Genomic DNA, 20659 nt, shown 5'->3' on the forward strand with positions numbered 1-20659 from the left:
CTTCTGGCGGGCTATCGCCAGCGCGTCGTCATAAAGAACCCGACCATGGCGATACCGAAGCCGATCACGATGTTCCACCCGCCAGCGATCGCCAGGGGAAGCATCGTCTGTGAGATGTAGTAGGTGATGATCCAGATCAGTCCCAGGATCATCAATCCGAACATGACTGGCTTGTACCAAACCGGAAGGGCCTTAATATCGCCGTTCTTATTTGCGGCTTCAGACTGCCGGCGGGCCTTGCGGCGCGTCCTCGACTCGGGCACTGGTACTCCTGACCTTGGGCGGGTCAAACACTCGTTGTTTGGGACCCGGGCGATATTGTCATGGTTGGGGGCTGACACGGCAGTGTCCCTGCGGCAACCCACGTCACCGACATTCTACCGGTACTGCGTCAGGAGGTTTTCGTGCCAGTTGTGCACAGGGCAATGGCACCGTCAAAACCCGAAGGCCGACGCAGTCGTTCAGCGACGATTCTGGGTGGCCTCGGCGAAATCTTGGTGACGCTTGGGGTCATCATTCTGCTTTTCGTGGCATGGGAGCTGTGGTGGACCAACATCGAGGCCGATGGCGCCCAGGAAAACCTGACGTCTCGGACGCTCCAGGAATTCGCCGGTGGTGATCCGACCGCTCGCACGGGTCCTTCCCATCCCGGGCAGACCTCCCATGCGGACCGGAAGAAGTACGGCACCCCGGAAAAAACCAACCTGACTGGGGAGGAGACCTTCGGGGTGCTGTACGTGCCCCGCTTCGGGAAGGACTATGCCCGGCCCATCTCGGAAGGGGTCGGCAGCGACGTCCTCGACCATTTGGGCATCGGACACTACCCGCAGACTCAATTGCCCGGCGAGCAGGGGAACTTTGCCGTCGCGGCACACCGGCAGACTCACGGACAGGTCTTCTGGGATATTGACAAGCTGATCGACGGGGACTATCTCTACGTCCAGACCCGGCAGGGGTACTACACCTACCGGTACCGCAGCACGGAGATCGTCGACCCTTCGGACTCCAAGGTCCTGCTGCCGGTGCCGCATGAATCAGGGGAACGGCCCAGCGAATCCTTGTTGACGATGACCAGTTGCCACCCGCCCTTCACAACCCGGATGCGGATCATCGCCTATTCGGAGCTGGAATCATGGCGTCCCTTGGAGGCTGGGCCCCCTTCGGTGATCGCCGAAGCCGTGAGCCGCGCGATCGGCGACGACTGAACCCGGCTGTCGTCGTCTTCCGTCCGCCATCATCGAAGAACACCACCCCGGTAAAGGAGTCAGAGCGTGTACGCATGGTTATTCGGAAAGCTACCCGGCCCATGGTGGGTGCGTCTTTTGATTTCAGCATTGCTGGCGGTGCTCGTCATACTGGTGTTGATGGAATACGTGTTTCCCTGGGCCAGTCAGTACAGCCCATGGACCGAATCAACGATTGGTCTGGTGCAGTGACAATGGCCGCTCCCACGCGGATCCTAGTGATCGACAACTATGACAGCTTTGTCTATACGCTGGTCGGCTACCTGCGCGAACTCGGTGCCGAAACGACCGTTGTGCGCAATGACGACGTCACGGTAGATCAGGCCATTGAACTGGCCGCGGCTCGGGACGGGGTTCTCATCTCTCCGGGCCCCGGTACTCCTGGCGAATCCGGAGTCTGCATCGATCTCATCCGCTGGTGCGGAGAACAGGCCAAACCCATGCTGGGAGTCTGCCTCGGACATCAGGCACTCGCCGAAGCCTTTGGCGGGGTAGTGACCCATGCCGAGGAACTCATGCATGGAAAGACCTCGTTGGTTCATCACGGAACCCACCCGCTGTTTCACGACATCAACAACCCGTTCACGGCTACGCGTTATCATTCCTTGGCTGCGGTCCGGGCGTCGATTCCTGACGCATTGGAAATCATCGCCGAAACCGAAGGTGGCGTCATCATGGGTCTGGCCCACCGGGAGGCTCCCCTATGGGGCGTTCAGTTCCACCCCGAGTCAGTGCTCACCGAAGGTGGTTACCATATGCTCGGTAACTGGCTGGAAGCACTGGGCCTCTCTGGAGCGGCGGCCCGCGCCGAAAAACTGAGTCCACTCATCAGCGACTAATCCGGCCACGGATGACCCCAGCTCCGGTCAGCCGCCACCCTTGGATGGAAGCCGGTGATAGGGGAGGGAGAAGCGGTTTAGGGCGAGGGTTCGGCAGCTTTGGAGGACTTGGACGCCTTCTTGGAGGCCTTCGCCGACTCGGAAGCAGCTTTCTCTGAAGACTTGGCGGCCGCCTTCGAGCTCTTTGAACTTTCCTCCGCCGACTTCTGGTCCTCTTCGGGATCGGATGTGGGCGTCGACGAAGGATCGCCCGATGATTCGGATGGTGTCGGCGTCGGAGAAGGTTCTGGGGGTTCGACCGCCACAGTGATAGTCACTGTGCCGCCCTGTTCAAGGTCTTGGCCGGCCTTGGGGTCCTGCTTGGTAATCGTCCCAGGATCCTCCGTGGACTCAGGATCTTCCACGACGTCTAACCTCAGTCCAACGGCGCGGTCGGCTAGGACTTTACGTGCCTTCTTTTCGTCGAGATCCATGAGCGAGGGAACCGTGACTTTGCCAGTGGAGAGTGTCAGTTCGATCAGGCTTCCGGTTTTGACCTTTTCTCCGAGTTTTGGGTTCGTCTCGATCAGGCTGCCCAGCTCCACAGTGGCGGTGTTCTCGCGCTTCACATCGTCGGAGACGTCCAACCCCAACCGTTCCAGGGTGCTGCGCACCGTGGCCTCCGACTGGCCGGCCAAGTCCTTGGGCAAGGTCACTTGTTCCGGGCCCTGTGAAACTAATAAGTGGACCTCGGAGTCTTTACGTGCCGAGGAGCCGGCCTGGGGGTCTGTTCCCACGACTGAACCGGAGTCCACGTCGTCGTCAAAGACCTCCTCGGTGACGGGCTTCAGATTGGCGGCATAGATCTTGTTCTGTGCATCGATCAAGGACAAGTTGGCGACATCGGGAACGGGGATCATGGCATTTCGTTCCTGCTCGGCTTGGCTCCAGTTCCAAAAGAACCAAGCGCCGAGGGCGATGACAACGACGGCCAGAACGGAAAAAACGGAAATCCAAGCTCGTCGACGTGATGTGCGTTGTCGATCGGCTTCGTCTGTTCGCGATGGACCGGAAGTGTTGGCAAGCAGTGACTCTTGGGACCCGGTATCGGGCACGTCGGGCTGTTTGCCGGTATCTTCTGACCCGTTGGTACGCGTGGCGGCCATGGCCGCAGTGTGTTCTCCACCCTCGGTCCCGGCGCTCGGAGTGCCAGAAGCCAAAGCCTGCGTGGGCGGGTCGGTGGCCAGCATGGCCTGTGTCGATAGCGGCATGACAGCGAGAGCCTGGGTGGCATCACCCAGGTTCTGCGGCACGGGGCGATCGTCCTGGGCCGCACGCAATGCGGCAGAGAAGGCGGCAGCGTCCTGATAGCGTTCGTTGCGGTCTTTTTTCAGCGCAGTGGCGATCACGTCGTCGACCCGAGGGCTGATCTCGGGGTTGTGGACGCTGGCCGCGGCCGGTGCCTCACTCACATGCTGGTAGGCCACGGAAACGGGGCTGTCACCCGTGAAGGGGGGTCGGCCCGTGAGCAGTTCATATAAAAGACAGCCAGCCGAGTACAGATCGCTGCGAGCATCGACTGTTTCCCCGCGTGCTTGTTCGGGGGAGAAATACTGGGCGGTTCCCACCACGGCCTGCGTCTGGGTCATGGTGGCCGATGAATCGGACATGGCTCGGGCAATTCCGAAATCCATGACCTTCACGGTGTCGTCGCCGGTGACCATCACATTGGAGGGTTTGATGTCCCGGTGGACGATCCCCATCTTGTGGCTGTACTCCAAGGCAGCGAGGACGCCGAGCGTGTACCTGAGGGAGGATTCTGAATTTAACTCCCCGGCCTTGGACAGATCACGCAGAGTCTTTCCCCGGACGTACTCCATGACGATGTAGGGCAGCTTCGAGACCTGCCCCCCGCCACCATCGACCTCCTCTTCGCCGGTGTCATAGACGGCGACGATCGCCGGGTGGTTCAGACCGGCGACGGCCTGGGCTTCCCTGCGGAACCGTGTTTGGAACACCGGATCGCGCGCCAGATCCCGACGGAGAAGCTTGATCGCGACCTCGCGTCCGAGCCGGAGATCCCGGGCATGGTAAACATCCGCCATGCCGCCACGACCAATCAGGTCGCCCACGTCATACCGGGAGTTCAGGATTCGGGGTTCAGTCACACGGTTCCTCTGCACGCCTCAGCGTTATTTACCCGCGTCGTTCGCGGCGGCCTGCTCGAGCTTTTGGGTCGACCCATTATCGGCGTTGGCGGCGTCCGGGTTGCTCGGTTCCGGTGGCTGCTCGACCGGGGGCTTTGACGGTGCCGTTTCCTTGGGCGGCACCGTCGGTTTCGGGGTGGTGGGCTTCGTCGGCGGGGCTTGTGTCGTCGGTGCCGGTGCCGGTGCCGAGGTACTGGCCTTGGTGCTGGAGGGTTTCGAGGATTTGGTGCTCGGAGCCGGCGTGGACTTCTTGGTCGAGGCGGGCGCCTTGGTCTTGGTCTCTTGCACAGGTGGAGGCGGAGGAGTGTTTTCCACCGGCAGTGGCACGGCGTAACTCAGCTCGATCACGGTGCCGACCTTGACGGTACCGGTGGGAGAAACACCAACGACCGAATTCTCCGGCTTGCTGGATTCTTCCTCTTTGGTCGAAACATCCAAACCAAGGTCCTTCAACTCGGACGCGGCCTTTTTCACGTCCATACCGAGGTAGTCGTCGGCGTCGACTTTGACGGTCTTCTGGGAGGACTGCTCGCTACTTGAAGCGGGAGACTCGTTGCCCGTCTTGTCGCCGGTGAACATGGGGACGAGCCAGACCGCCAGCAAGGCCAAGACAACAATGACGATCAGGGGCCAGATCCAGGGATTCCGCTTTTTGCGCGGAGGAGTCCCGGAACCGCCTGAGGCTCCGCCGGCGCCCGATCCAGCACCAACTGCGGCGCCGCCCTCGTCATCGGGATCCCAATCCTTGCTGGCACCGAGGACCGAGTTGAAGTCATCGTCGTTGCTACTGCTTGCGGCTGCGCCCGCGGCAGCGGCGCCTTGGACCCGGGTGGCGTCAGCGTCGTCGTACTCTTTGCTGGCCTGTGGTCCGCGAGTGGTCTGATCGGAGACCAGGGGGAGGGCGCTGGTGCTCGGAGTCCCCGATCCCGCCTCCGGGGTCTGCGGGTTGGCCTGGGTGGGTGCATCCCCCACGTTGATGGCCTGCGTGGCGTTGCCCCCGCCGGTTCCCAAGAACGGGATGATGCCCGGGACGGCGGTCTGCGCCGCATCAAGATTATCGGCCCGGATCGCGTCCGCAGCTTCAGCTAGCTTCGTGGCCGTCTCGGGGCGCTCCGCGGGACTCTTGGCCAGCATCGACATGATGAGGGCCCGATACTTGGCCGGGATGGATTCATCCAGTGCCGGAGGGTTGTCGTTGACCTGGGCCAGCGCAATAGCGATCTGTGATTCGCCGGTGAACGGTCGACGACCGGCCAAGCACTCGTAGCCGATGACGCCGAGGGAGTAGATGTCCGAAGACCCGCTGGCCTGCTGCCCGGTGGCCTGTTCAGGGGCCAGGTACTGAGCGGTGCCCATGACCTGTCCCGTGGCGGTCAGGGGAACCTGATCGGCGATACGGGCAATGCCGAAGTCGGTGATTTTCACCCGACCATCGGGCAGGATGAGCAGGTTGCCAGGCTTCACATCCCGGTGGACCAGACCCTGTGCATGGGCTGCGGCGAGGGCACGCGCGGTCTGGGCGATGATGGACATGGTTCTGTCAGGGGACAGGACCCGTTCGCGTTCGATGATGGCAGACAACGGCTGGCCGGGAACCAATTCCATGACCAGGTAGGCCGAACCCCCCTCTTCGCCGTAGTCGAACACGTTGGCGATGCCTACGTGATTCAATAATGCGGTGTGACGTGCCTCGGCGCGGAAACGCTGAAGGAAACCGGGGTCGCCCGTGTATTCCTCCTTGAGGATCTTGATGGCGACGATGCGACCAAGGATCTCGTCGCGCGCCTTCCAGACCTCGCCCATACCGCCGATGGCTATCCGATCGGTCAGTTGGAACCGACCGCCCAGGGTGATACCCGATGTAGGCCTCACTTATTGAACACCGCCTCTAGCATCTTCTTCAGGTTTGGACTGGTCAGGTTGTGGCCGGTCTCGTAGTCGGTCTTTTCTATGACAATGGTGACAGCGACCTCCGGGTCATCCGCGGGTGCGAATCCGGTGATCCACGAATTGACCCGATCAGTTCCGTCCCCGAGTTGCGCCGTACCGGTCTTCGCCGCAATATCCAGCCCCGGAATATCAGCCGTATAGGCAGTTCCTCCCTTGAGCGGCGCGCGCATCAATTCGGTGACCTGGTTGGCCACCTTCTTGGATGTTGCCGTACTGAATTCCTCGGGTTTCGGTTCCTCCAGCACGCTCAGATCCGGAGCGGTGACCCGTTTGATCAGGTTGGGTTTCATGACGACACCATCATTGGCGATACCCATGGCGACCATGTTCATCTGCAAGGGTGTGGCCTTGACATCGAACTGCCCGATCGAAGACAACCCCAATTGGTCGGGTGTGAGGTCGGTCGGGAACTTGCTGGGGGTGACGCGCTGTGGAATCTGAAGTTGCTGGCCAAAGCCGAAGCGTTCGGTGACATCACGCAAGGCGTCCTGTCCGACCGCTTCACTCATGGCCACGAAGGGGGTGTTGCAGCTCTGGGCGACGATGAACTCGAGCTTGGCACGGGGTTCGTTCGCGCAGATACCCTGCCCGAAGTTGCTCACCTTTGTGGAAGTGCCCGGAAGCGTGATGCTCGTCGGGTTGTCGTAGACCGAATCCAGATCGTATTTCCCCGATTCGAGACCAGCGACGAGGTCGAGGATCTTGAAGGTGGAGCCTGGGGAGATCAGGCGGCCGATGGCCGGGTTGATATTTGGGCTTAGCCCGGGCGTCTTGAGAATCTGCGCCATGTTCGCGGAGGCGATCTTCCCGCTGTGTACGGCCAGCAGGTTGGTGTCGTAGCTGGGCTTGGACACCATGGCCAGAATATTGCCCGTCTTTGGCGCGGAGACGATGATGGTCCCTTGCTGTCCGTCGGGGATCAGGTTGTAGGCCGTTTTCTGGAGGTTTGGATCGATGGTGAGCTCGACCGAGGCACCCTCATCTGATTGCCCGGTCAACAAGTTGATCATGCGGCTGTAGAACTGTGAGTCGCTCTGCCCGGTGAGCTCGTCGTCCATCACGCCCTCGAGCTGGTTGGCGCCGTACGTCAAGGAGTAGAACCCTGTCAGATGCGAATACAACTTGGGGTCGTGATAGACGCGTTGGTAGTCGAATTGGTCATCGGAGGCCACGGATTCGGCGATCGGTGTTCCGTCGACCAGCAAGGCGCCGCGGGCCAGATCAAAGTTTTTGTATAGCTGCCGTGTGTTGAGCGGATTCGCGTTGAGGTCCTTGACAGCAAAGAACTGGATGTAGCTCAACGCACCAAAGACCAAGACGAACAGGCAGACGATGGCGATCCACACGTGGCGTATGGCGGTGTTCATGCCGTGTCCCCCTTTCGTGCTGCGGTCGGCGCTTTGGACGTCGCCTTCTTGGCCCGACGTCTGACATCTTCTTCGTCTCTGGCTTTCGCCTTCGCACTGATGTCAGGCCCGGCGGCGGCCATATCCCGTTCGTTGAGCGGCCCCGTGGTGGCCGGGCGCCGGGAGTTATGGGAGACCAGAAGCAAAAGGGCCATGATGATCCAGTTGGACAAGAGGGAAGACCCTCCGGCCGACATGAAGGGCGTCGTGAGACCGGTCAAGGGAATCAGCAGGGTCACCCCGCCCATCACCACGAAACACTGCAGACCAATGGTGAATGACAGGCCGGCGGCGAGCAATTTACCGAAGGCGTCCCGGCTGCCCAGGGCGGCACGCATCCCCCGGCTGATCAGGATGACGAAGAGCAGGATGATGGCCACCAGGCCGATGAGGCCCAGCTCCTCGCCCAGGGCGGTGATGATCATGTCTGAATTGGCCAACGGGACGAAGTCCGGCCGACCATTGCCGATACCGGTGCCGAAGAGGCCGCCGTTGGCGAGGCCGAACAGACCTTGGACGATCTGACGGCTCCCGCCATACGTTTGATCGTAGACCGAGGGGTCGAAGGCGTGGACCCAGGAGTTCAGCCGAAGTGCGACGTGGGACATGACCTGGGCTGCGAAGAAACCGGCAATGACGACCATGACCAGACCGATGATGATCCAGCTGATGCGGCCTGTGGCCACGTAGATCATGACCATGAAGAGGCCGAAGAACAAGATGGAGGAGCCCAGGTCGCTTTGCATGACCAAGACGCCGATGCTGACGAGCCAGGCGACGACCATGGGACCGAGGTCCTTGATCCTGGGCAACTGAAGTGGGCCGATTTTGCGTCCGGCCAGCAGGATCAGGTCCCGGTGGGTCGACAAATAGCCGGCGAAGAAGAGCGCGAGGGAAATCTTCGCGAGTTCCCCGGGCTGGAAGGAGAGCGGTCCGATGCCGATCCAAATGCGGGCGCCGTTGATTTCCCTGCCAATGCCTGGAACGAGTGGCAGGATCAGCAGCAGGGCACTGATGGCCAGAAAGGTGTAGGGGGCTTTGCGCAGGATGCGGTGGTCCCGGACGACCCACAAGGTGGCGATGGCAGCGGCCATGGCGACACCCGTCCAGAGCAGCTGGCGGGTGGCCGCGTCGTCGTTGTTGACGAGGTCTAGCCGGTGAATCATCGCGATTCCCATGCCGTTGAGGGCCACGACGCAGGGAAGAATGATCGGATCCGCATACTTCGCCCAGATCCGCAGCACGATGTGCATGATGAGGGCCATGCCGGCCAGAACGGCTCCCTGGGTCAGGAAACCTTCGTCGAAGCCATCAGTGTTGCTCAAACTGACGAGGTAGTTGGCGCCCACCGCGACGGCGAGGGCCACGATCAACAGCACCAGTTCGGTGTTGCGCCGTGGAATGGGTGCAGTTTCCAGTTCTGCTGTTTCACTCACGGTGTCACCTCCTGACAGTAGTTGGGTAGGCCCGGCGGGGAGTCGGCGGACTGCGGATCGGCTGGGACGATGACCGGACAAGCCTGTTTCGCGCTGATGAGCAGTTCGGAGACAATGTCCTGGGCATGAGCGAGGTCGCGGGCAGCCAACGAGTTGCGCAAGCGCTGCTGTGTGTAGGCGGGCAAGGCTTCCGTGGGAATATGCGTGACGGTGTCGACGTGGGAGAGCTTGATCGGTCCGAGATCTTGGGAGACGCCGTTGTAGATGGCCACCTTGCCGTCGTAATCTGCCACGTAGTACTGGGTTTGGGTCCACGCGAAACCGAACCACAAGACGGAGGCCAAGATCAGCCCCATCAGGGTGAGGAAGGTCGGGATGAGCCAACCGCGGTTCAGTGGACGGCGCATGGGATCAAATTCGCGCTCGTCCGGCGCCTCATCGGGCTCGGAAGCCTTGTGGGTCAGGATCGCGGCGGCTCGCTTTTCTGCGGACCGTTGCGTGACCATCGGAATCTGGCCCGTCTGGGTGGCCAGATCGGCCGCCCCGACCAGAACATGGGGTCGAATGGACATTTCGTGGCGGATGACGGCAGCGCTAGCCTCCAGATCGCCTTGCTGGGCCACCTGTAGTTGGCCGGTATCCGGAGCGGGTTCGCGGGCGGGGGCAAGTACGGGTTCTTCGTACTCGACATCTTCGGCCACTTCGACCATCACGATGGTGACGTTATCGGGGGAGCCATGTTTGAGGGTGACCTCGACCAGATCGTCGACGGTCTGTTGCAGGGAGCCCGCCTTGCGCATGATGCGTTCGGTGATTTGGTCGGGGACGACGGCATTGAGGCCGTCGGAGCAGAGGAGCCAGCGTTCCCCCGGTGTGATGGGGAACTGGTCGATATCGAGTTCGGGACTTGCGTCGGAGTCACCCAGGACCCGCATCAACACGTTCTTATGCGGGTGGTGTTCGGCTTCCTCGGGCCGCAGGCGGCCCTCGTCCACGAGTCGCTGGACGAAGGTGTGGTCCTTGCTGACCTGTTCGAAGACACCGTCCTTGAGCCGGTAAGCGCGGGAATCGCCAATATGGGCGTACTGGAAGCGGTCTCCGGTCAGCAGCAGCGCCGTCACGGTGGTGCCCATTCCCGAGAGTTTCGGGTTCGCGCTGACCAAGTCGTTAAGGATGGAATTGGCTGTCTGGATTTCGTCAGGAAGCACCGTTTCCACGTCAACGGTCGTGTCCTGATCAAGATGTACTAGGTCCAATACGGTGGATGCCGAGGCAACATCGCCACCGACGTGTCCGCCCATGCCGTCGGCCACGACCGCCAGATAGCGACCGGCATAACCGGAGTCGTCGTTCTTGGCGCGGACCAACCCCACATCCGACCGCGCTGCGAACCGCAACGTGAGCGCCATACTACGGCCTCAACTCCATGACGGTTTTGCCGATCCGAATGGGCTGACCGATGTCCACCGGCTGGGCGCGCGTCAATTGGTGCTCCCCCAGATAGGTCCCGTTCGTCGAGCCGAGATCCTCAATGAACCAGCGGCTGCCCTGCGGGAAGAGGCGGGCATGTCGCCCGGAGGCGTAATCGTCTTCGAGGACAAGTGTGGCCTCCTGGGCGCGGCCCAGCAGGATGGGGCTGGCAGCCAGATCCAGGCTGGTCCCGGTGAGGGGCCCTTCCAAAATGGCCAGAGTGCGTGCCGCTTTCTTGGTGGGCGGGGCCGGTTCGGGCGCCAACTCGGGGTTCTTGCGGACCTCCCGCGCCGTGGGTTCACCGGTCTTCGCTCGTTTGCCGATCGATAGGTCCCGGCGCAGTGCCGCGATGATGCTCAGGATCAGGATCCACAACAGGATCAGGAATCCAAGGCGCAGGGCGGTCAGGAAGAGGTCGCTCATGCGCTGTCTCCGCTCGATCGGGGAACCAGCCGGTACGTGATGCGGGTGCGGCCCATGGCAATGATGGAGCCGTCGAAAAGCTCCTCGCGGTCGACCACGCGTTGGCCATTGACGTAGCTGCCATTGGTGGATCCCAAATCCACGGCCCAAGCCCGGGACCCCTCACGGACGACTTCGATATGACGGCGCGAGACTCCGGGGTCTTCGACGGGGATATCGGCTTCGGCGGAGCGGCCCAACACGACGGAATCGGCGTTTAGTCCATACCGTTGGCCATTGATGTCCAGGACGGCCTGCTGACCCGGTGGTGGACGCGGTGGAGCCGTCGGCGCCGGCGGAGGGGTGGAGGCAGCTGCGGGGGTGGACGATTTGTCCATCGTGGCGTCAATGGAGAAGCTGCCGGCCTTGGTGTCGCCGTCGCGGTTAAAGGAAACCGTGACCGGTCCCTGGAGGGTGTATTGCTGCGAGCGTGCGTGCTTGACAGCGATATCGCAGAGCTCCTCGGCCAGGGTTGCTCCCCATTGCTTGGCTCGTTCGAAGTCGGCGGCTCCCAGACGGACCTTAAAGGAGTTGGGGGCCAAGGTGCGGCCCTGCGACAAGGTCAGTGTCCGGTTGTCCATCTCGTTGCGTAGTTGACTGGCAATCTCGACCGGCTGGACTTCGGCGGAGCCTGAGCCTCGGAAGACGCTGGTCACCAGCTTTTCGAGACCGCGCTCAACATTGTCTACCAAACCCATGGGCGCTGCTCCTCTCGAAGTCGGTTGTCCTGTACGCCGCTCCGGTCACGGAGCGTGACGAAACAGCCGGCCGTGAGGCCTGTGCCATTCCGATACTACTTGTCCTGCCACGGAAACGTCCGACGGTGGGGGCTTCTCTTCGATAACGGAACGAGAATTTCGGGGTATTTAGTTCCCCAGAGTGCCACTCATCACACCGTAGGGTCGATTAGGTGTTGCCCCGGGGGCATGGTTATGATTGTTCTCGCTGTTCAGGGGAAACTCGAAACGGCAACTTGCGCGAGTGGCGGAATAGGCAGACGCGCTGGCTTCAGGTGCCAGTGCCCGCAAGGGCGTGGGGGTTCAAGTCCCCCCTCGCGCACAAGTTGAGAAAATGTCCCCCCTCCCGGAATTCGGGAGGGGGGACATTTTTATGTGGTGGACCACCGCTCACCTGACGATTGAGTCCTCCGGGAGGAGACCCGGGGGCTTGATCTGCATAGACTGGGAAAGCGAACCCGATCGTCGACGAGCAGGAGTGCATCCTTGGCAGAACAGTCAGCTCACCAGAACGTCACTTTCCCCTCCCAGGGGCAGGATGCCTACGGCTATCTGGCCCGTCCCGCGTCGGGGAGCGGTCTTGGTGTCATCGTCATCCAGGAATGGTGGGGGCTGACCGACCATATTCGAGACGTTGCCGACCGGCTGGCGGCTGAAGGCTTCGTCGCCCTCGCCCCGGATCTATACGGCGGCTGGATCACCCATGACGGCGACGAAGCCGGAGAAATGATGCAGCGGCTGTCCGAAGGAGAAGGAGCCCGGTTGCTGGGGGGCGCCGTCGACTACCTGCACGGCCTTGGTGAGGTCACCAGCCATAAAGTGTCGGCCATCGGTTTCTGCATGGGTGGCGGATTCGTACTGGCCCTTGCGGCACAGCAAGGGGAGCGGATGGCCGCAGCAGTTCCCTTCTATGGCGTGGGCCAGGCGGTCCCCGAGTCGTTTACCGGTGTGAAGGCAGCCATTCAGGGGCATTACGCGACCGAAGATGAGCTCTTCCCGGTGGATCAGGCGAGGGCGCAGGAGCAGCAACTCCGGGATGAATCTGAGGCCGACGTCACATTCCACTACTATGAAGCGCCGCATGCGTTCCATAATGATGGGAACCCCCAGGGGAACTATCGTCCGGAAGCGGCACGATTGGCTTGGGAACGGGCCGTCGGTTTCCTGCGGGAGAAGACCAAGTAGACCAAGCAAGACCAAGCGGTGTGGCACCGAGGGTGCCACACCAGACAGGGAGGAAACACATGTCAGGAACAGTTATCGTCGGTGTCGACGGCAGCGAGACCGCGAATAAGGCGGCGACGCGCGCTGCGACGGTGGCGGCCGGCCTGGGCGCCAACCTCGTGGTGATCACCGCCCACACCAAGGACAACACCGAAGTTGTCCAGATCGGCAGCGATACGTGGATCCTCGACGACGCGGAACAGGCGCAGAAGCTGGCTGAGAAGTCAGCCACCAAACTGCGTGAGCTGGTTCCGGGTGCAACGATCAAGGCCTCCGCCGTCAAGGGCAAGCCGCAGGATGCCCTCGTCGAAGAGGCAAGTCGTCTCGGCGCCCAGCTGATCGTCGTCGGCAATGTCGGTATGAAGGGTCTGGGTCGGGTTCTCGGAAGCGTCGCCTCCAGCGTCGCCCTGAACGCCCCGTGCGATGTCTACATCGTGAAGACCGCCAACTAGTCGCTAGCTGGCTAGCCGGCAAACGGCGCCCGTCCCCGGTGGGGAGGGGCGCCGTTTGCTGTTCGTCCTTGCGGTTCGAAGACGCGGGTGTTTCCGCTCAGCTTTCCTGGGCTTTGCGTGCTGCTGCCTTGCGGGCATCGGCTTCCTTGACGCGGGTCTCTTCGGCGCGGACGTCGGCCATATTGGCGCGCTCGCTCTGCAGCCATTCGGGCCGGTCGGCCAGCAATTCGTTGATCTGTGCGGTGGTCAGCGCTTCTTCGACGCCGCCCCGCGTGAGCCCTGAGATGCTGACGTTGAGTTTCTGGGCGACCACCGGGCGTGGGTGCGGCCCGTTTTGGCGGAGGTCGACTAGCCACTCGGGAGGCTCGTTCATCAATTCATTCAGGGCGTCCCGGGTGAGGGGGCCCTCCTGGAACTCTGCAGGCGTGGCGGGAAGATACACACCAAGCTTCTTGGCGGCAGTGGCCGGTTTCATGCTCTGCGAGGATTTCTGACTCATGTTCCCAGCCTACCGGGCGCACGGGGTGCCGGTAGGCTTGCGGTTGTGGCTGAGCTGAGAATTGCGTTCGTGCCGGGCGTGACCCCGGATAAGTGGTTGGACCGTTGGCGGGAGCGCCAACCAGGGATTCCAATCCAGGCGACGATGGATGATGCCGGAGACGATCCGCGGGAGCTGCTCGCCAGCGGTGTCGCAGATCTGGTGTTTATGCGCTTCCCCGATGGCAAAAACCCCGCGGACGAGCGAACGCATGTCATCCCGCTCTACGAAGAACTACCCGTAGTGTGCGCACCGCGTGAACATGCTCTGGAGTTGTACGACGACGAAGTGCCCTTGGATGAACTGGTCGACGAGACCTGGTTGGATATGGCAGATTATCCGCCGCAGGTCGGCGGCGCGGCGATGGCCCTTGAGGTGGTCGGGGCGGGGACCGGTTTGCTGATCGTTCCCCAGTCCGTTGGGCGCCTGTACCGGCGCAAGGACGTCGTGCAGAAGATCGTCACGGGCACGCCATCCACCCGGATCGGCATTGCCTGGTTGAAGCCGCTGGGCGACGAGCCGGAAGATCCGCGAGTGGAAGAGTTCATCGGGATCGTGCGTGGCCGGCGTGCCAATTCCTCCCGCCAGCCCTCGGTGCAGGAGCGTGAGCGTTCAGCAGCCGAACAGGCCCAGCGACGTCGCCAGCGCGGCGGCCAGTCCGCTGCGGGCGCTTCGCGATCCGGAGGTGGGAAGAAGGGCGGAAGCTCCGGAGGAAAACCCGGTGGCGGTAAGCGACGAGGCGGTCCGGCGCGGGGGCGTCGCTAAGAACGGCCACCAGCATCCCGGCGGGGCCGGGATGCTGGTGGGTCAGCCGGGCTAGCCCAGCGAGGCGAAGCCGAAGATCACTGCCGCGAAACCGAAACCGACCACACCGATCAGAGTCTCCAACACGGTCCAGGTCTTCAGTGTCGTCTTGACGTCCATATCGAAGAAGCGACCGACCAGCCAGAAGCCTGAGTCGTTCACATGGGAGATGATCACCGAGCCGGCGGCCACGGCCACGACCATGGTTGCCAACTGGATGTCGTTCAGACCGGCGCCGGCCACGGCGGGTGCCAGCAACGCGGCAGCGGTCGTCAGGGCCACCGTCGCCGAGCCCTGGGCCACGCGCAGGATGCCGGAAATCAGGAAACCGGCCAGGATCAACGGCACGCCCAGGTCACCCAACACGTCGGAGAGGGCGTCGCCGATGCCTGAGGCGCGCAGGACGCCACCGAACATACCACCGGCACCGGTGATGAGGATGACCGAGCAGACCGGGCCGAGGGCCTTCTCCATCACCTGTTCGATCGCGTTCTTGCTCATACCCCGGCGCATGCCCAGCACGGCGGAGGCCACCAGAAGGGTGATCAGCAGGGCCACGGGGGTTTCACCGATGGCCCGCAGCAGCTGGAACCAGCCTGCCTCCTTGGCCCCATCGGGCAGGGCCCCCGCCGAAGCCAGCGTGTTCAGGCCGGTATTCATGAAGATCAGCACGAGTGGCAGCAAGAGCACGGAGATCACGGTGCCGAAGGCCGGCGGGTTCGCTTCGTGTTCGGGATCGGCCTCGCCCAACAGGCTCGGGATCGGCAATTCCCACCTACGTCCGGCCCATTTGCCGTACAGGTAACTGGCCAAATACCAGGTGGGCACCGCCACGACGAGGCCGATCAGCAGGACGAAGCCGACGTTGGCGTCGAAGAATTCGGCGGCGGCAACCGGCCCCGGGTGCGGTGGTACGAAGACGTGCATCACCGAGAAGGCACCGGCGGCGGGCAGTCCGTAAAGCAGTACGCCGCCACCCAGACGCCGTCCGACGGCGAAGACCACCGGGAGCATCACCACGAGTCCGGCGTCGAAGAAGATCGGGAACCCGAAGATCAGCGAGGCCACACCGAGGGCCAGTGGGGCGTGCTTTTCGCCGAATTTTCTGATCAGAACGTCGGCGAGCACCTTGGCGCCGCCGGACATCTCCACGATGCGCCCGAGCATGGCACCCAGGCCCACCAGAAGGGCCACCGAGGCCAGGGTGGAGCCGAATCCGTCGGTGAGTACCGAGACGACGCTGCCGGCGGGGATCCCGGTGGCGAAGGCTGTCAGCAGGCTGATCAGGATCAAGGCGACGAAGGCGTGCATTCGCAGTTGGATGATGAGCAGGAGCAGGACGACGATGGCGCCGGCGGCAATGCCGAGCAATGGTCCGGCACCCAGGGTCTGGGTCCAGTTCTCGAGGGTCATGGTTTCTCCGGTCGGGTGGGTTTTTACTGCTGGGGCGAGTTCTTCGGTTCCAGATCCAGCGAGGTCAAGGCGCGGGTCAGGAGATCCTCGGCGGTGCTGTCGTTGGGCAAGGTGAAACCGTCCTCGTCAGATGCGAGGGGTTCGAGGGTGCTGAGTTGGCTGGGCAGGAGGGTGCCTGGCATGAAATGTCCGGTCCGGACGCTGATGCGCTCGGCCAGAACGGTGGGATCGACCACGACGTGAATGAAACGTACGACGCCGTCTGCCTCGCGGAGCAGGTCGCGATAGCTGCGTTTCAGGGCCGAGCAGGTCATCACGGTCCCCGGGCCCGGGATGTTGTCCATCCAGTCGCGCAGTGTTCTCAGCCAGGGCCAGCGGTCGTCGTCGGTGAGCGGAGTGCCGGAGGCCATTTTGGCGACATTGGTTGCGGGGTGAAAATCATCGGCTTCGGCCAGAGGCCAGCCGAGGCGGGTCGCCAACAGGCTCGCCAGAGTGGTCTTGCCGGAAGCGGATACGCCCATCACCACCACGTGGGTGGGGGGTGGCTGGGGTGCCTGATGGGGCATGTTTACTCCTGGAAGGACGTCGTTGGCCGCGGTCCAGTGGACCGACTGCATAAAAGATAACACCTTATGGTGGGGCGGGGATAGTGTTCGACGACGCGCAGGCTGGTGGGCACCATAGGATGTTGGGTATGCAGATCCCCTCCGGCGCGACAGTGCTCCAGGAACCGATTGTCGAAACCCTGGGCCGGGAAATCATTGACGGGGTGCTATCCCCGGGAGACCGGTTGACGCTCGAGGCCCTGCAGTCCCGCTTTGGTGTCTCCCGCACCGTGATGCGTGACTGCATGCGGGTCCTGGAGTCCTTGCGCCTGGTCTACCCGAAGCGACGGATTGGGCTGGTCGTCCAGGAGTCGCGCTTCTGGAACGCCTATGACCGCCGCGTGATCCGTTGGCGGCTGGCAGGTCCGGGGCGTGAACGACAATTCACGGAACTCACCGAGCTGCGAGTTGCCGTCGAACCCCTAGCGGCCGCCGGAGCCGCCCGGCGTGCCACGGCTCAGGCCCGCGAAGAGATCACGTCCCTCGCTCAGCAGCTGCGCTCCTTGGGGGAGGCGGGTGAATTGGAAAAGTTCCTGGCGGTGGATATCGCCTTCCATTCCTTATTGCTGCGCGCCAGCGGCAACTCGATGTTCGCCGAACTCGACGGTGTGGTCGCCGAAGTACTCTCCGGTCGAACCCATCAGGGCATGATGCCCTTCCACCCTCGTGAAGAGGCCTTGGCCGAACACGAGGCAGTGGCTGCCGCGGTGGCCGACGCCGACGGGCCCGGGGCGGAGCGGCATATGCAGGTCCTCGTCGACGAGGTTCGTGCAGCCCTGGAGCACCGGTTGCATAACGGACAATTACCCGACTGATCGAATCGGGCTGGCCCTCAGGAAAGGTCCGGCCCGGCTTCGGGGACTATTGGAATAATTGGCCCACGCGAGAGAGCGTGGTGACCACGCCGTAGAGCAGAGGGACACCAACCAGCATCCACCCAAAGACCAATCGTGCCGGGGCGACGTTGACCGGGATGTGCTCGGGGGTACTGGAACCTGTGGTGCTCATGGGGCCTCCTCGGCAGTGGTGCTGGCGGTTTCTCTTTCCGGCTCATGAAACCTCGGGTCGACGGGGCGGATCAGTGCGGCCGCGACGAATCCGGCGATGAGCAGGACCACCATGGTCAGCAGCACCGGCAAATAGTTGTGGGCATTCATCGTGCCGGGCTTGCCTTGGGCATCCAACAGGCCGTTGACGATGAGGGGGCCGGCGATCCCGGCTGCCGACCAGGCAGTCAGCAGGCGTCCGTGGATCGCCCCGACCTGGAAGGTGCCGAAGAGGTCCTTCAGATAGGCGGGTGCCGTGGAGAACCCACCCCCGTAGAAGCTGATGATCACGAAGGCCAGCAGAATGAAAAGCAGGGTGCTGGATCCGCCGAAGAACGCCAGAATCACGTACAGCAGTGCCCCGACACCCAGGTAGATCATGTAGATGTTCTTGCGGCCGATGAGATCCGAGGTGCTCGACCAGAGGAATCGTCCCGCCATGTTGCCGATGGAGAGCAAACCCACGAATCCTCCGGCCACACCGGCGGAAACCGCCGAGATGCCGTTCTCGGCCCGGAAGAAGTCCTGGATCATCGGCGAGGCCTGCTCGAGGATGCCGATGCCCGCGGTGACGTTGAGGAACAACGCCGTCCAGATCAGCCAGAACTGGCGGGTCTTGATGGAGTTGGCCGCCGAGACATGGTTCTGGGTGACCAATTGCGAATGCTTCACCCGGGCCGGATCCCAACCATTGGGTCGCCAACCATCGGCCGGAACGCGAATGCTGAACACCCCGTACATCATGACCAGGAAGTACACGATGCCCAGGGTGGCGAACAGTCGCCCCACGGCGTCGCCGCTGGCCACCCACCCTTCGGTCCCCGAAGCGGGGTCGAAGGCCTTGAGCAGTTGCGTGGACAGCGGCGAGGCGATCAGCGCTCCGCCGCCGAAGCCCATAATCGCCAGGCCGGTCGCCATGCCCGGGCGGTCAGGAAACCATTTGATCAAGGTGGATACGGGCGAAATATAGCCGATGCCCAGACCGATACCACCGAAGATTCCGTAGCCGAGGTAGACCAACCACAGCTGCCCGGAGAAGATCCCCAGTGCCCCGATCAGGAAGCCGGAGGCCCAGAACGTGGCAGCAACGAACATCGATTTGCGGGGTCCGGAGCGTTCAACCCAGGTGCCCATGATGGCCGCCGAGAGTCCCAACATGACGATGGCGATGGAGAAGATCACCCCGATCGCCGTTTGCGAGGCCTCGAAATGGCCGATCAGCGCTGTTTTGTACACGCTGGTCGCGTAGGCCTGCCCAATGCATAGGTGCACCGCCAGCGCCGCCGGTGGGATGAGCCACCGGTTGAACCCCGGTGGGGCGATGGAATGCGATCGATCGAGAATCCCCATGGAATATGCCTTCCCTGCCGTGAAACCGCAGAAAAATATGCGCGACGTTTCCGGTGAAAGAGGCGCGGACAACCTGCGGATGGTTGCCTCAGGCTATTGTGCTGCAGCTCACGTGTTTTGCCTAGTGGCCTCGTGCGCCCGGTTCGGACAGGCGCCCGGATCCGGATAGATTGGAGTCCATGCGCATTTTGGATTCACAGCCGTTCGTCCCGGTCATCCTCGGCGGGGACATCGGCACCTATTCGCTAGCCCGCGAGTTCCACGAGGCCTACGGGGTCGTCAGTGTGGCAGTTCCTGCGGGCAGCAACGGGGTGCTGGAGCATTCGGTGGCCATCGACGTCCGACCTGCGGGAAGCATGACCGACCCGGGCCGCGTCGTCGAACATCTTGTGCAGGTGGCTCGTGATCTCACGGCCGACGGGCAGCGCCCCCGGCCCCTCATGCTTTGTGGTTCGTTGGACCTGCACGTCGAGACCATCACCGCCCATCGCGCAGAACTCGAACCCTGGTACACCATCCCTTATCCGGAGGCGGCGACCATTGAACGGGCGGCACTGAAGCAGAACTTCTATGCCCTGTGCGCCGAGCTGGGTATCCCGCATCCGCGGACGATCACCTACGAACCCGCCGCCCCGCAGCCGTTGCCTGCGGATCTGCCGTTCCCGCTGATCGGCAAGCCCGCAGACAGCAGTGCCTGGGTCCATGTGAAGTTCGCCGGCAAGCAGAAGGTCCACACCCTGGCCACGCGCGAAGAACTCGACGATCTGCTCGCGCGCATCCGAGCCTCCGGCTATACCAGCCCTTTCATTTTGCAGGAGCTCATCGAAGGCGGCGACACGAACATGCGCCTGTGTACCTTCTACTCCGACCGGGACGCCCGCGTCCGTTTCGCCGCGTACGGGGAAGTCGTCGTGGAGGAACACGCCCCCTTGGTGTTGGGGAATTCGGCGGCCATCGTGACCGGCGTCAACGACGAGTTCATCGATCAGGGTCGACGGATCCTCGAGCACCTGGGGTGGACCGGATTCTCCATGTTCGACGCCAAACTTGATCCGCGCGACGGCCAGGTGAAGTTCTTCGAACTGAACCCGCGGCTGGGCCGAAACCACTACTACATGAGCGCTGCCGGCCATAACGCGGCACGCTTTTACGTCCGCGAGTACCTTGGAGCGGAGTACGACGACGGTGAGCAGCCTGCCGCGGATCCCGACGCTGCTCCGCTGGTCGCCGATGCCCACGTGCTCTACACGGTGCTCCCGCTGGCGCTGCTGCGCCGTCACCTGCGGGGCCCCGTCGGGGAGAAGGCCCGCGAACTGATGCGCACCCGCCGCGTGGCCAACCCGTTGCTCTACCGCGCCGAACGCCATCCCCGTAGGCTCTGGTACATTGCGCTGACCTCGTTGAACCAATTCCGCAAGTTCCGCCAGCACCCGCCGCGACTCTGACATGCTGGGGGGACTGGCGCCCCGCGCTGGTCAATGACGACCCGGAAGGAAG

General features: G+C 62.7%; 20 protein-coding genes and 1 tRNA gene. 8 read left to right on the forward strand and 13 right to left on the reverse strand.

The genetic code is table 11. The annotated features are described in order from the left end of the window. Positions 1-11 precede the first annotated feature (11 nt). On the reverse strand, positions 12-263 hold the full coding sequence (locus CIK75_RS14610) for a cell division protein CrgA (protein ID WP_086994091.1): 252 nt from the start codon (positions 261-263) through the stop codon (positions 12-14). A gap of 141 nt (positions 264-404) precedes the next feature. On the opposite strand from CIK75_RS14610, the gene CIK75_RS14615 reads away from it, so the two are divergent. Next, positions 405-1205 carry a class E sortase gene (locus CIK75_RS14615; protein WP_241895476.1) on the forward strand — a complete coding sequence of 267 codons (801 nt, stop codon included), beginning with the start codon at positions 405-407 and terminating at the stop codon, positions 1203-1205. A 233-nt stretch (positions 1206-1438) separates the two neighbouring features. Then, entirely contained in the window at positions 1439-2083 is a 645-nt protein-coding gene (locus tag CIK75_RS14620; RefSeq protein WP_086994085.1) for an aminodeoxychorismate/anthranilate synthase component II, read from the forward strand. A 77-nt stretch (positions 2084-2160) separates the two neighbouring features. Here the strand turns inward: CIK75_RS14620 and pknB are convergent, their stop codons facing one another. The 7 genes from pknB to CIK75_RS14655 are packed head-to-tail and all read right to left on the reverse strand — an operon-like array spanning position 2161 to position 11691. Beyond that, positions 2161-4230, reverse strand: a complete 2070-nt coding sequence (pknB, locus tag CIK75_RS14625) for a Stk1 family PASTA domain-containing Ser/Thr kinase (protein WP_086994082.1) — start codon at positions 4228-4230, stop codon at positions 2161-2163. A gap of 24 nt (positions 4231-4254) precedes the next feature. Next, positions 4255-6141 (reverse strand): protein kinase, encoded by a 1887-nt coding sequence (locus CIK75_RS14630; RefSeq protein ID WP_086994079.1) that lies wholly within the window; start codon positions 6139-6141, stop codon positions 4255-4257. Beyond that, entirely contained in the window at positions 6138-7586 is a 1449-nt protein-coding gene (locus CIK75_RS14635) for a penicillin-binding transpeptidase domain-containing protein (RefSeq protein ID WP_086994076.1), read from the reverse strand. The genes CIK75_RS14630 and CIK75_RS14635 overlap by 4 nt, the downstream gene beginning before the upstream one ends. Further along, positions 7583-9061 carry an FtsW/RodA/SpoVE family cell cycle protein gene (locus CIK75_RS14640; protein ID WP_086994073.1) on the reverse strand — a complete coding sequence of 493 codons (1479 nt, stop codon included), beginning with the start codon at positions 9059-9061 and terminating at the stop codon, positions 7583-7585. Before CIK75_RS14640 ends, CIK75_RS14635 begins: the two co-directional genes overlap by 4 nt. Further along, positions 9058-10470, reverse strand: a complete 1413-nt coding sequence (locus CIK75_RS14645; RefSeq protein WP_086994070.1) for a PP2C family serine/threonine-protein phosphatase — start codon at positions 10468-10470, stop codon at positions 9058-9060. The genes CIK75_RS14640 and CIK75_RS14645 overlap by 4 nt, the downstream gene beginning before the upstream one ends. Before the next feature lies 1 nt (position 10471). After that, on the reverse strand, positions 10472-10954 hold the full coding sequence (locus CIK75_RS14650; protein WP_086994067.1) for an FHA domain-containing protein: 483 nt from the start codon (positions 10952-10954) through the stop codon (positions 10472-10474). Then, a complete protein-coding gene (locus tag CIK75_RS14655; protein WP_086994065.1) occupies positions 10951-11691 on the reverse strand; it encodes a DUF3662 and FHA domain-containing protein in 741 nt (246 codons plus the stop codon). Before CIK75_RS14655 ends, CIK75_RS14650 begins: the two co-directional genes overlap by 4 nt. 277 nt (positions 11692-11968) lie before the next feature. On the opposite strand from CIK75_RS14655, the gene CIK75_RS14660 reads away from it, so the two are divergent. The 3 genes from CIK75_RS14660 to CIK75_RS14670 all read left to right on the forward strand — a co-directional run bounded on the left by CIK75_RS14660 (position 11969) and on the right by CIK75_RS14670 (position 13406). Next, a tRNA-Leu gene (locus CIK75_RS14660) sits at positions 11969-12052 on the forward strand. A gap of 164 nt (positions 12053-12216) precedes the next feature. Next, entirely contained in the window at positions 12217-12915 is a 699-nt protein-coding gene (locus tag CIK75_RS14665; protein ID WP_086994061.1) for a dienelactone hydrolase family protein, read from the forward strand. Positions 12916-12974: 59 nt separating this feature from the next. Then, complete coding sequence (locus CIK75_RS14670; protein ID WP_086994058.1) at positions 12975-13406, forward strand: universal stress protein; 432 nt, start codon at positions 12975-12977, stop codon at positions 13404-13406. Between the two features lie 97 nt (positions 13407-13503). Here CIK75_RS14670 and CIK75_RS14675 read toward each other — a convergent pair whose 3' ends face one another. After that, complete coding sequence (locus CIK75_RS14675) at positions 13504-13905, reverse strand: DUF5997 family protein (protein WP_086994056.1); 402 nt, start codon at positions 13903-13905, stop codon at positions 13504-13506. 45 nt (positions 13906-13950) lie between these two features. On the opposite strand from CIK75_RS14675, the gene CIK75_RS14680 reads away from it, so the two are divergent. Continuing rightward, a complete protein-coding gene (locus tag CIK75_RS14680; protein ID WP_158225979.1) occupies positions 13951-14709 on the forward strand; it encodes a substrate-binding domain-containing protein in 759 nt (252 codons plus the stop codon). A 51-nt stretch (positions 14710-14760) separates the two neighbouring features. Here the strand turns inward: CIK75_RS14680 and CIK75_RS14685 are convergent, their stop codons facing one another. Continuing rightward, the gene (locus CIK75_RS14685) at positions 14761-16161 is read right to left on the reverse strand and encodes a gluconate:H+ symporter (RefSeq protein WP_086994050.1); all 1401 of its coding nucleotides are present in this window, start codon (positions 16159-16161) and stop codon (positions 14761-14763) included. Positions 16162-16184: 23 nt separating this feature from the next. Next, positions 16185-16727 carry a gluconokinase gene (locus tag CIK75_RS14690; RefSeq protein WP_086994047.1) on the reverse strand — a complete coding sequence of 181 codons (543 nt, stop codon included), beginning with the start codon at positions 16725-16727 and terminating at the stop codon, positions 16185-16187. A 128-nt stretch (positions 16728-16855) separates the two neighbouring features. On the opposite strand from CIK75_RS14690, the gene CIK75_RS14695 reads away from it, so the two are divergent. After that, positions 16856-17581 (forward strand): FCD domain-containing protein, encoded by a 726-nt coding sequence (locus CIK75_RS14695; RefSeq protein ID WP_086994044.1) that lies wholly within the window; start codon positions 16856-16858, stop codon positions 17579-17581. A 46-nt stretch (positions 17582-17627) separates the two neighbouring features. Here CIK75_RS14695 and CIK75_RS16385 read toward each other — a convergent pair whose 3' ends face one another. Both CIK75_RS16385 and CIK75_RS14700 read right to left on the reverse strand, forming a co-directional pair. Next, the gene (locus CIK75_RS16385; protein WP_179204193.1) at positions 17628-17774 is read right to left on the reverse strand and encodes a hypothetical protein; all 147 of its coding nucleotides are present in this window, start codon (positions 17772-17774) and stop codon (positions 17628-17630) included. Next, on the reverse strand, positions 17771-19162 hold the full coding sequence (locus CIK75_RS14700) for an OFA family MFS transporter (RefSeq protein ID WP_086994042.1): 1392 nt from the start codon (positions 19160-19162) through the stop codon (positions 17771-17773). The genes CIK75_RS16385 and CIK75_RS14700 overlap by 4 nt, the downstream gene beginning before the upstream one ends. A gap of 179 nt (positions 19163-19341) precedes the next feature. Between CIK75_RS14700 and CIK75_RS14705 the strand changes: the two genes are divergently transcribed. Further along, positions 19342-20607 carry a carbamoyl-phosphate synthase gene (locus CIK75_RS14705; protein ID WP_086994039.1) on the forward strand — a complete coding sequence of 422 codons (1266 nt, stop codon included), beginning with the start codon at positions 19342-19344 and terminating at the stop codon, positions 20605-20607. The last annotated feature ends 52 nt before the right edge of the window (positions 20608-20659 follow it).

This window comes from Glutamicibacter sp. BW78, from assembly GCF_002332245.1.
GTDB classification, from domain to species: Bacteria; Actinomycetota; Actinomycetes; order Actinomycetales; family Micrococcaceae; genus Arthrobacter_H; species Arthrobacter_H rhombi_A.

Bases quoted from the DNA above. Each gene is read 5' to 3' on its own strand.
- CIK75_RS14645 (WP_086994070.1), bottom strand. From the start codon at position 10,470: ATGGCGCTCACGTTGCGGTTCGCAGCGCGGTCGGATGTGGGGTTGGTC.
- CIK75_RS14685 (WP_086994050.1), bottom strand. From the start codon at position 16,161: ATGACCCTCGAGAACTGGACCCAGACCCTGGGTGCCGGACCATTGCTC.
- CIK75_RS14635 (WP_086994076.1), bottom strand. From the start codon at position 7,586: ATGAACACCGCCATACGCCACGTGTGGATCGCCATCGTCTGCCTGTTC.
- CIK75_RS14695 (WP_086994044.1), top strand. From the start codon at position 16,856: ATGCAGATCCCCTCCGGCGCGACAGTGCTCCAGGAACCGATTGTCGAA.
- CIK75_RS14650 (WP_086994067.1), bottom strand. From the start codon at position 10,954: ATGAGCGACCTCTTCCTGACCGCCCTGCGCCTTGGATTCCTGATCCTG.
- CIK75_RS16385 (WP_179204193.1), bottom strand. From the start codon at position 17,774: ATGAGCACCACAGGTTCCAGTACCCCCGAGCACATCCCGGTCAACGTC.
- CIK75_RS14690 (WP_086994047.1), bottom strand. From the start codon at position 16,727: ATGCCCCATCAGGCACCCCAGCCACCCCCCACCCACGTGGTGGTGATG.
- CIK75_RS14620 (WP_086994085.1), top strand. From the start codon at position 1,439: ATGGCCGCTCCCACGCGGATCCTAGTGATCGACAACTATGACAGCTTT.
- CIK75_RS14700 (WP_086994042.1), bottom strand. From the start codon at position 19,162: ATGGGGATTCTCGATCGATCGCATTCCATCGCCCCACCGGGGTTCAAC.
- CIK75_RS14670 (WP_086994058.1), top strand. From the start codon at position 12,975: ATGTCAGGAACAGTTATCGTCGGTGTCGACGGCAGCGAGACCGCGAAT.
- CIK75_RS14655 (WP_086994065.1), bottom strand. From the start codon at position 11,691: ATGGGTTTGGTAGACAATGTTGAGCGCGGTCTCGAAAAGCTGGTGACC.
- CIK75_RS14675 (WP_086994056.1), bottom strand. From the start codon at position 13,905: ATGAGTCAGAAATCCTCGCAGAGCATGAAACCGGCCACTGCCGCCAAG.
- CIK75_RS14705 (WP_086994039.1), top strand. From the start codon at position 19,342: ATGCGCATTTTGGATTCACAGCCGTTCGTCCCGGTCATCCTCGGCGGG.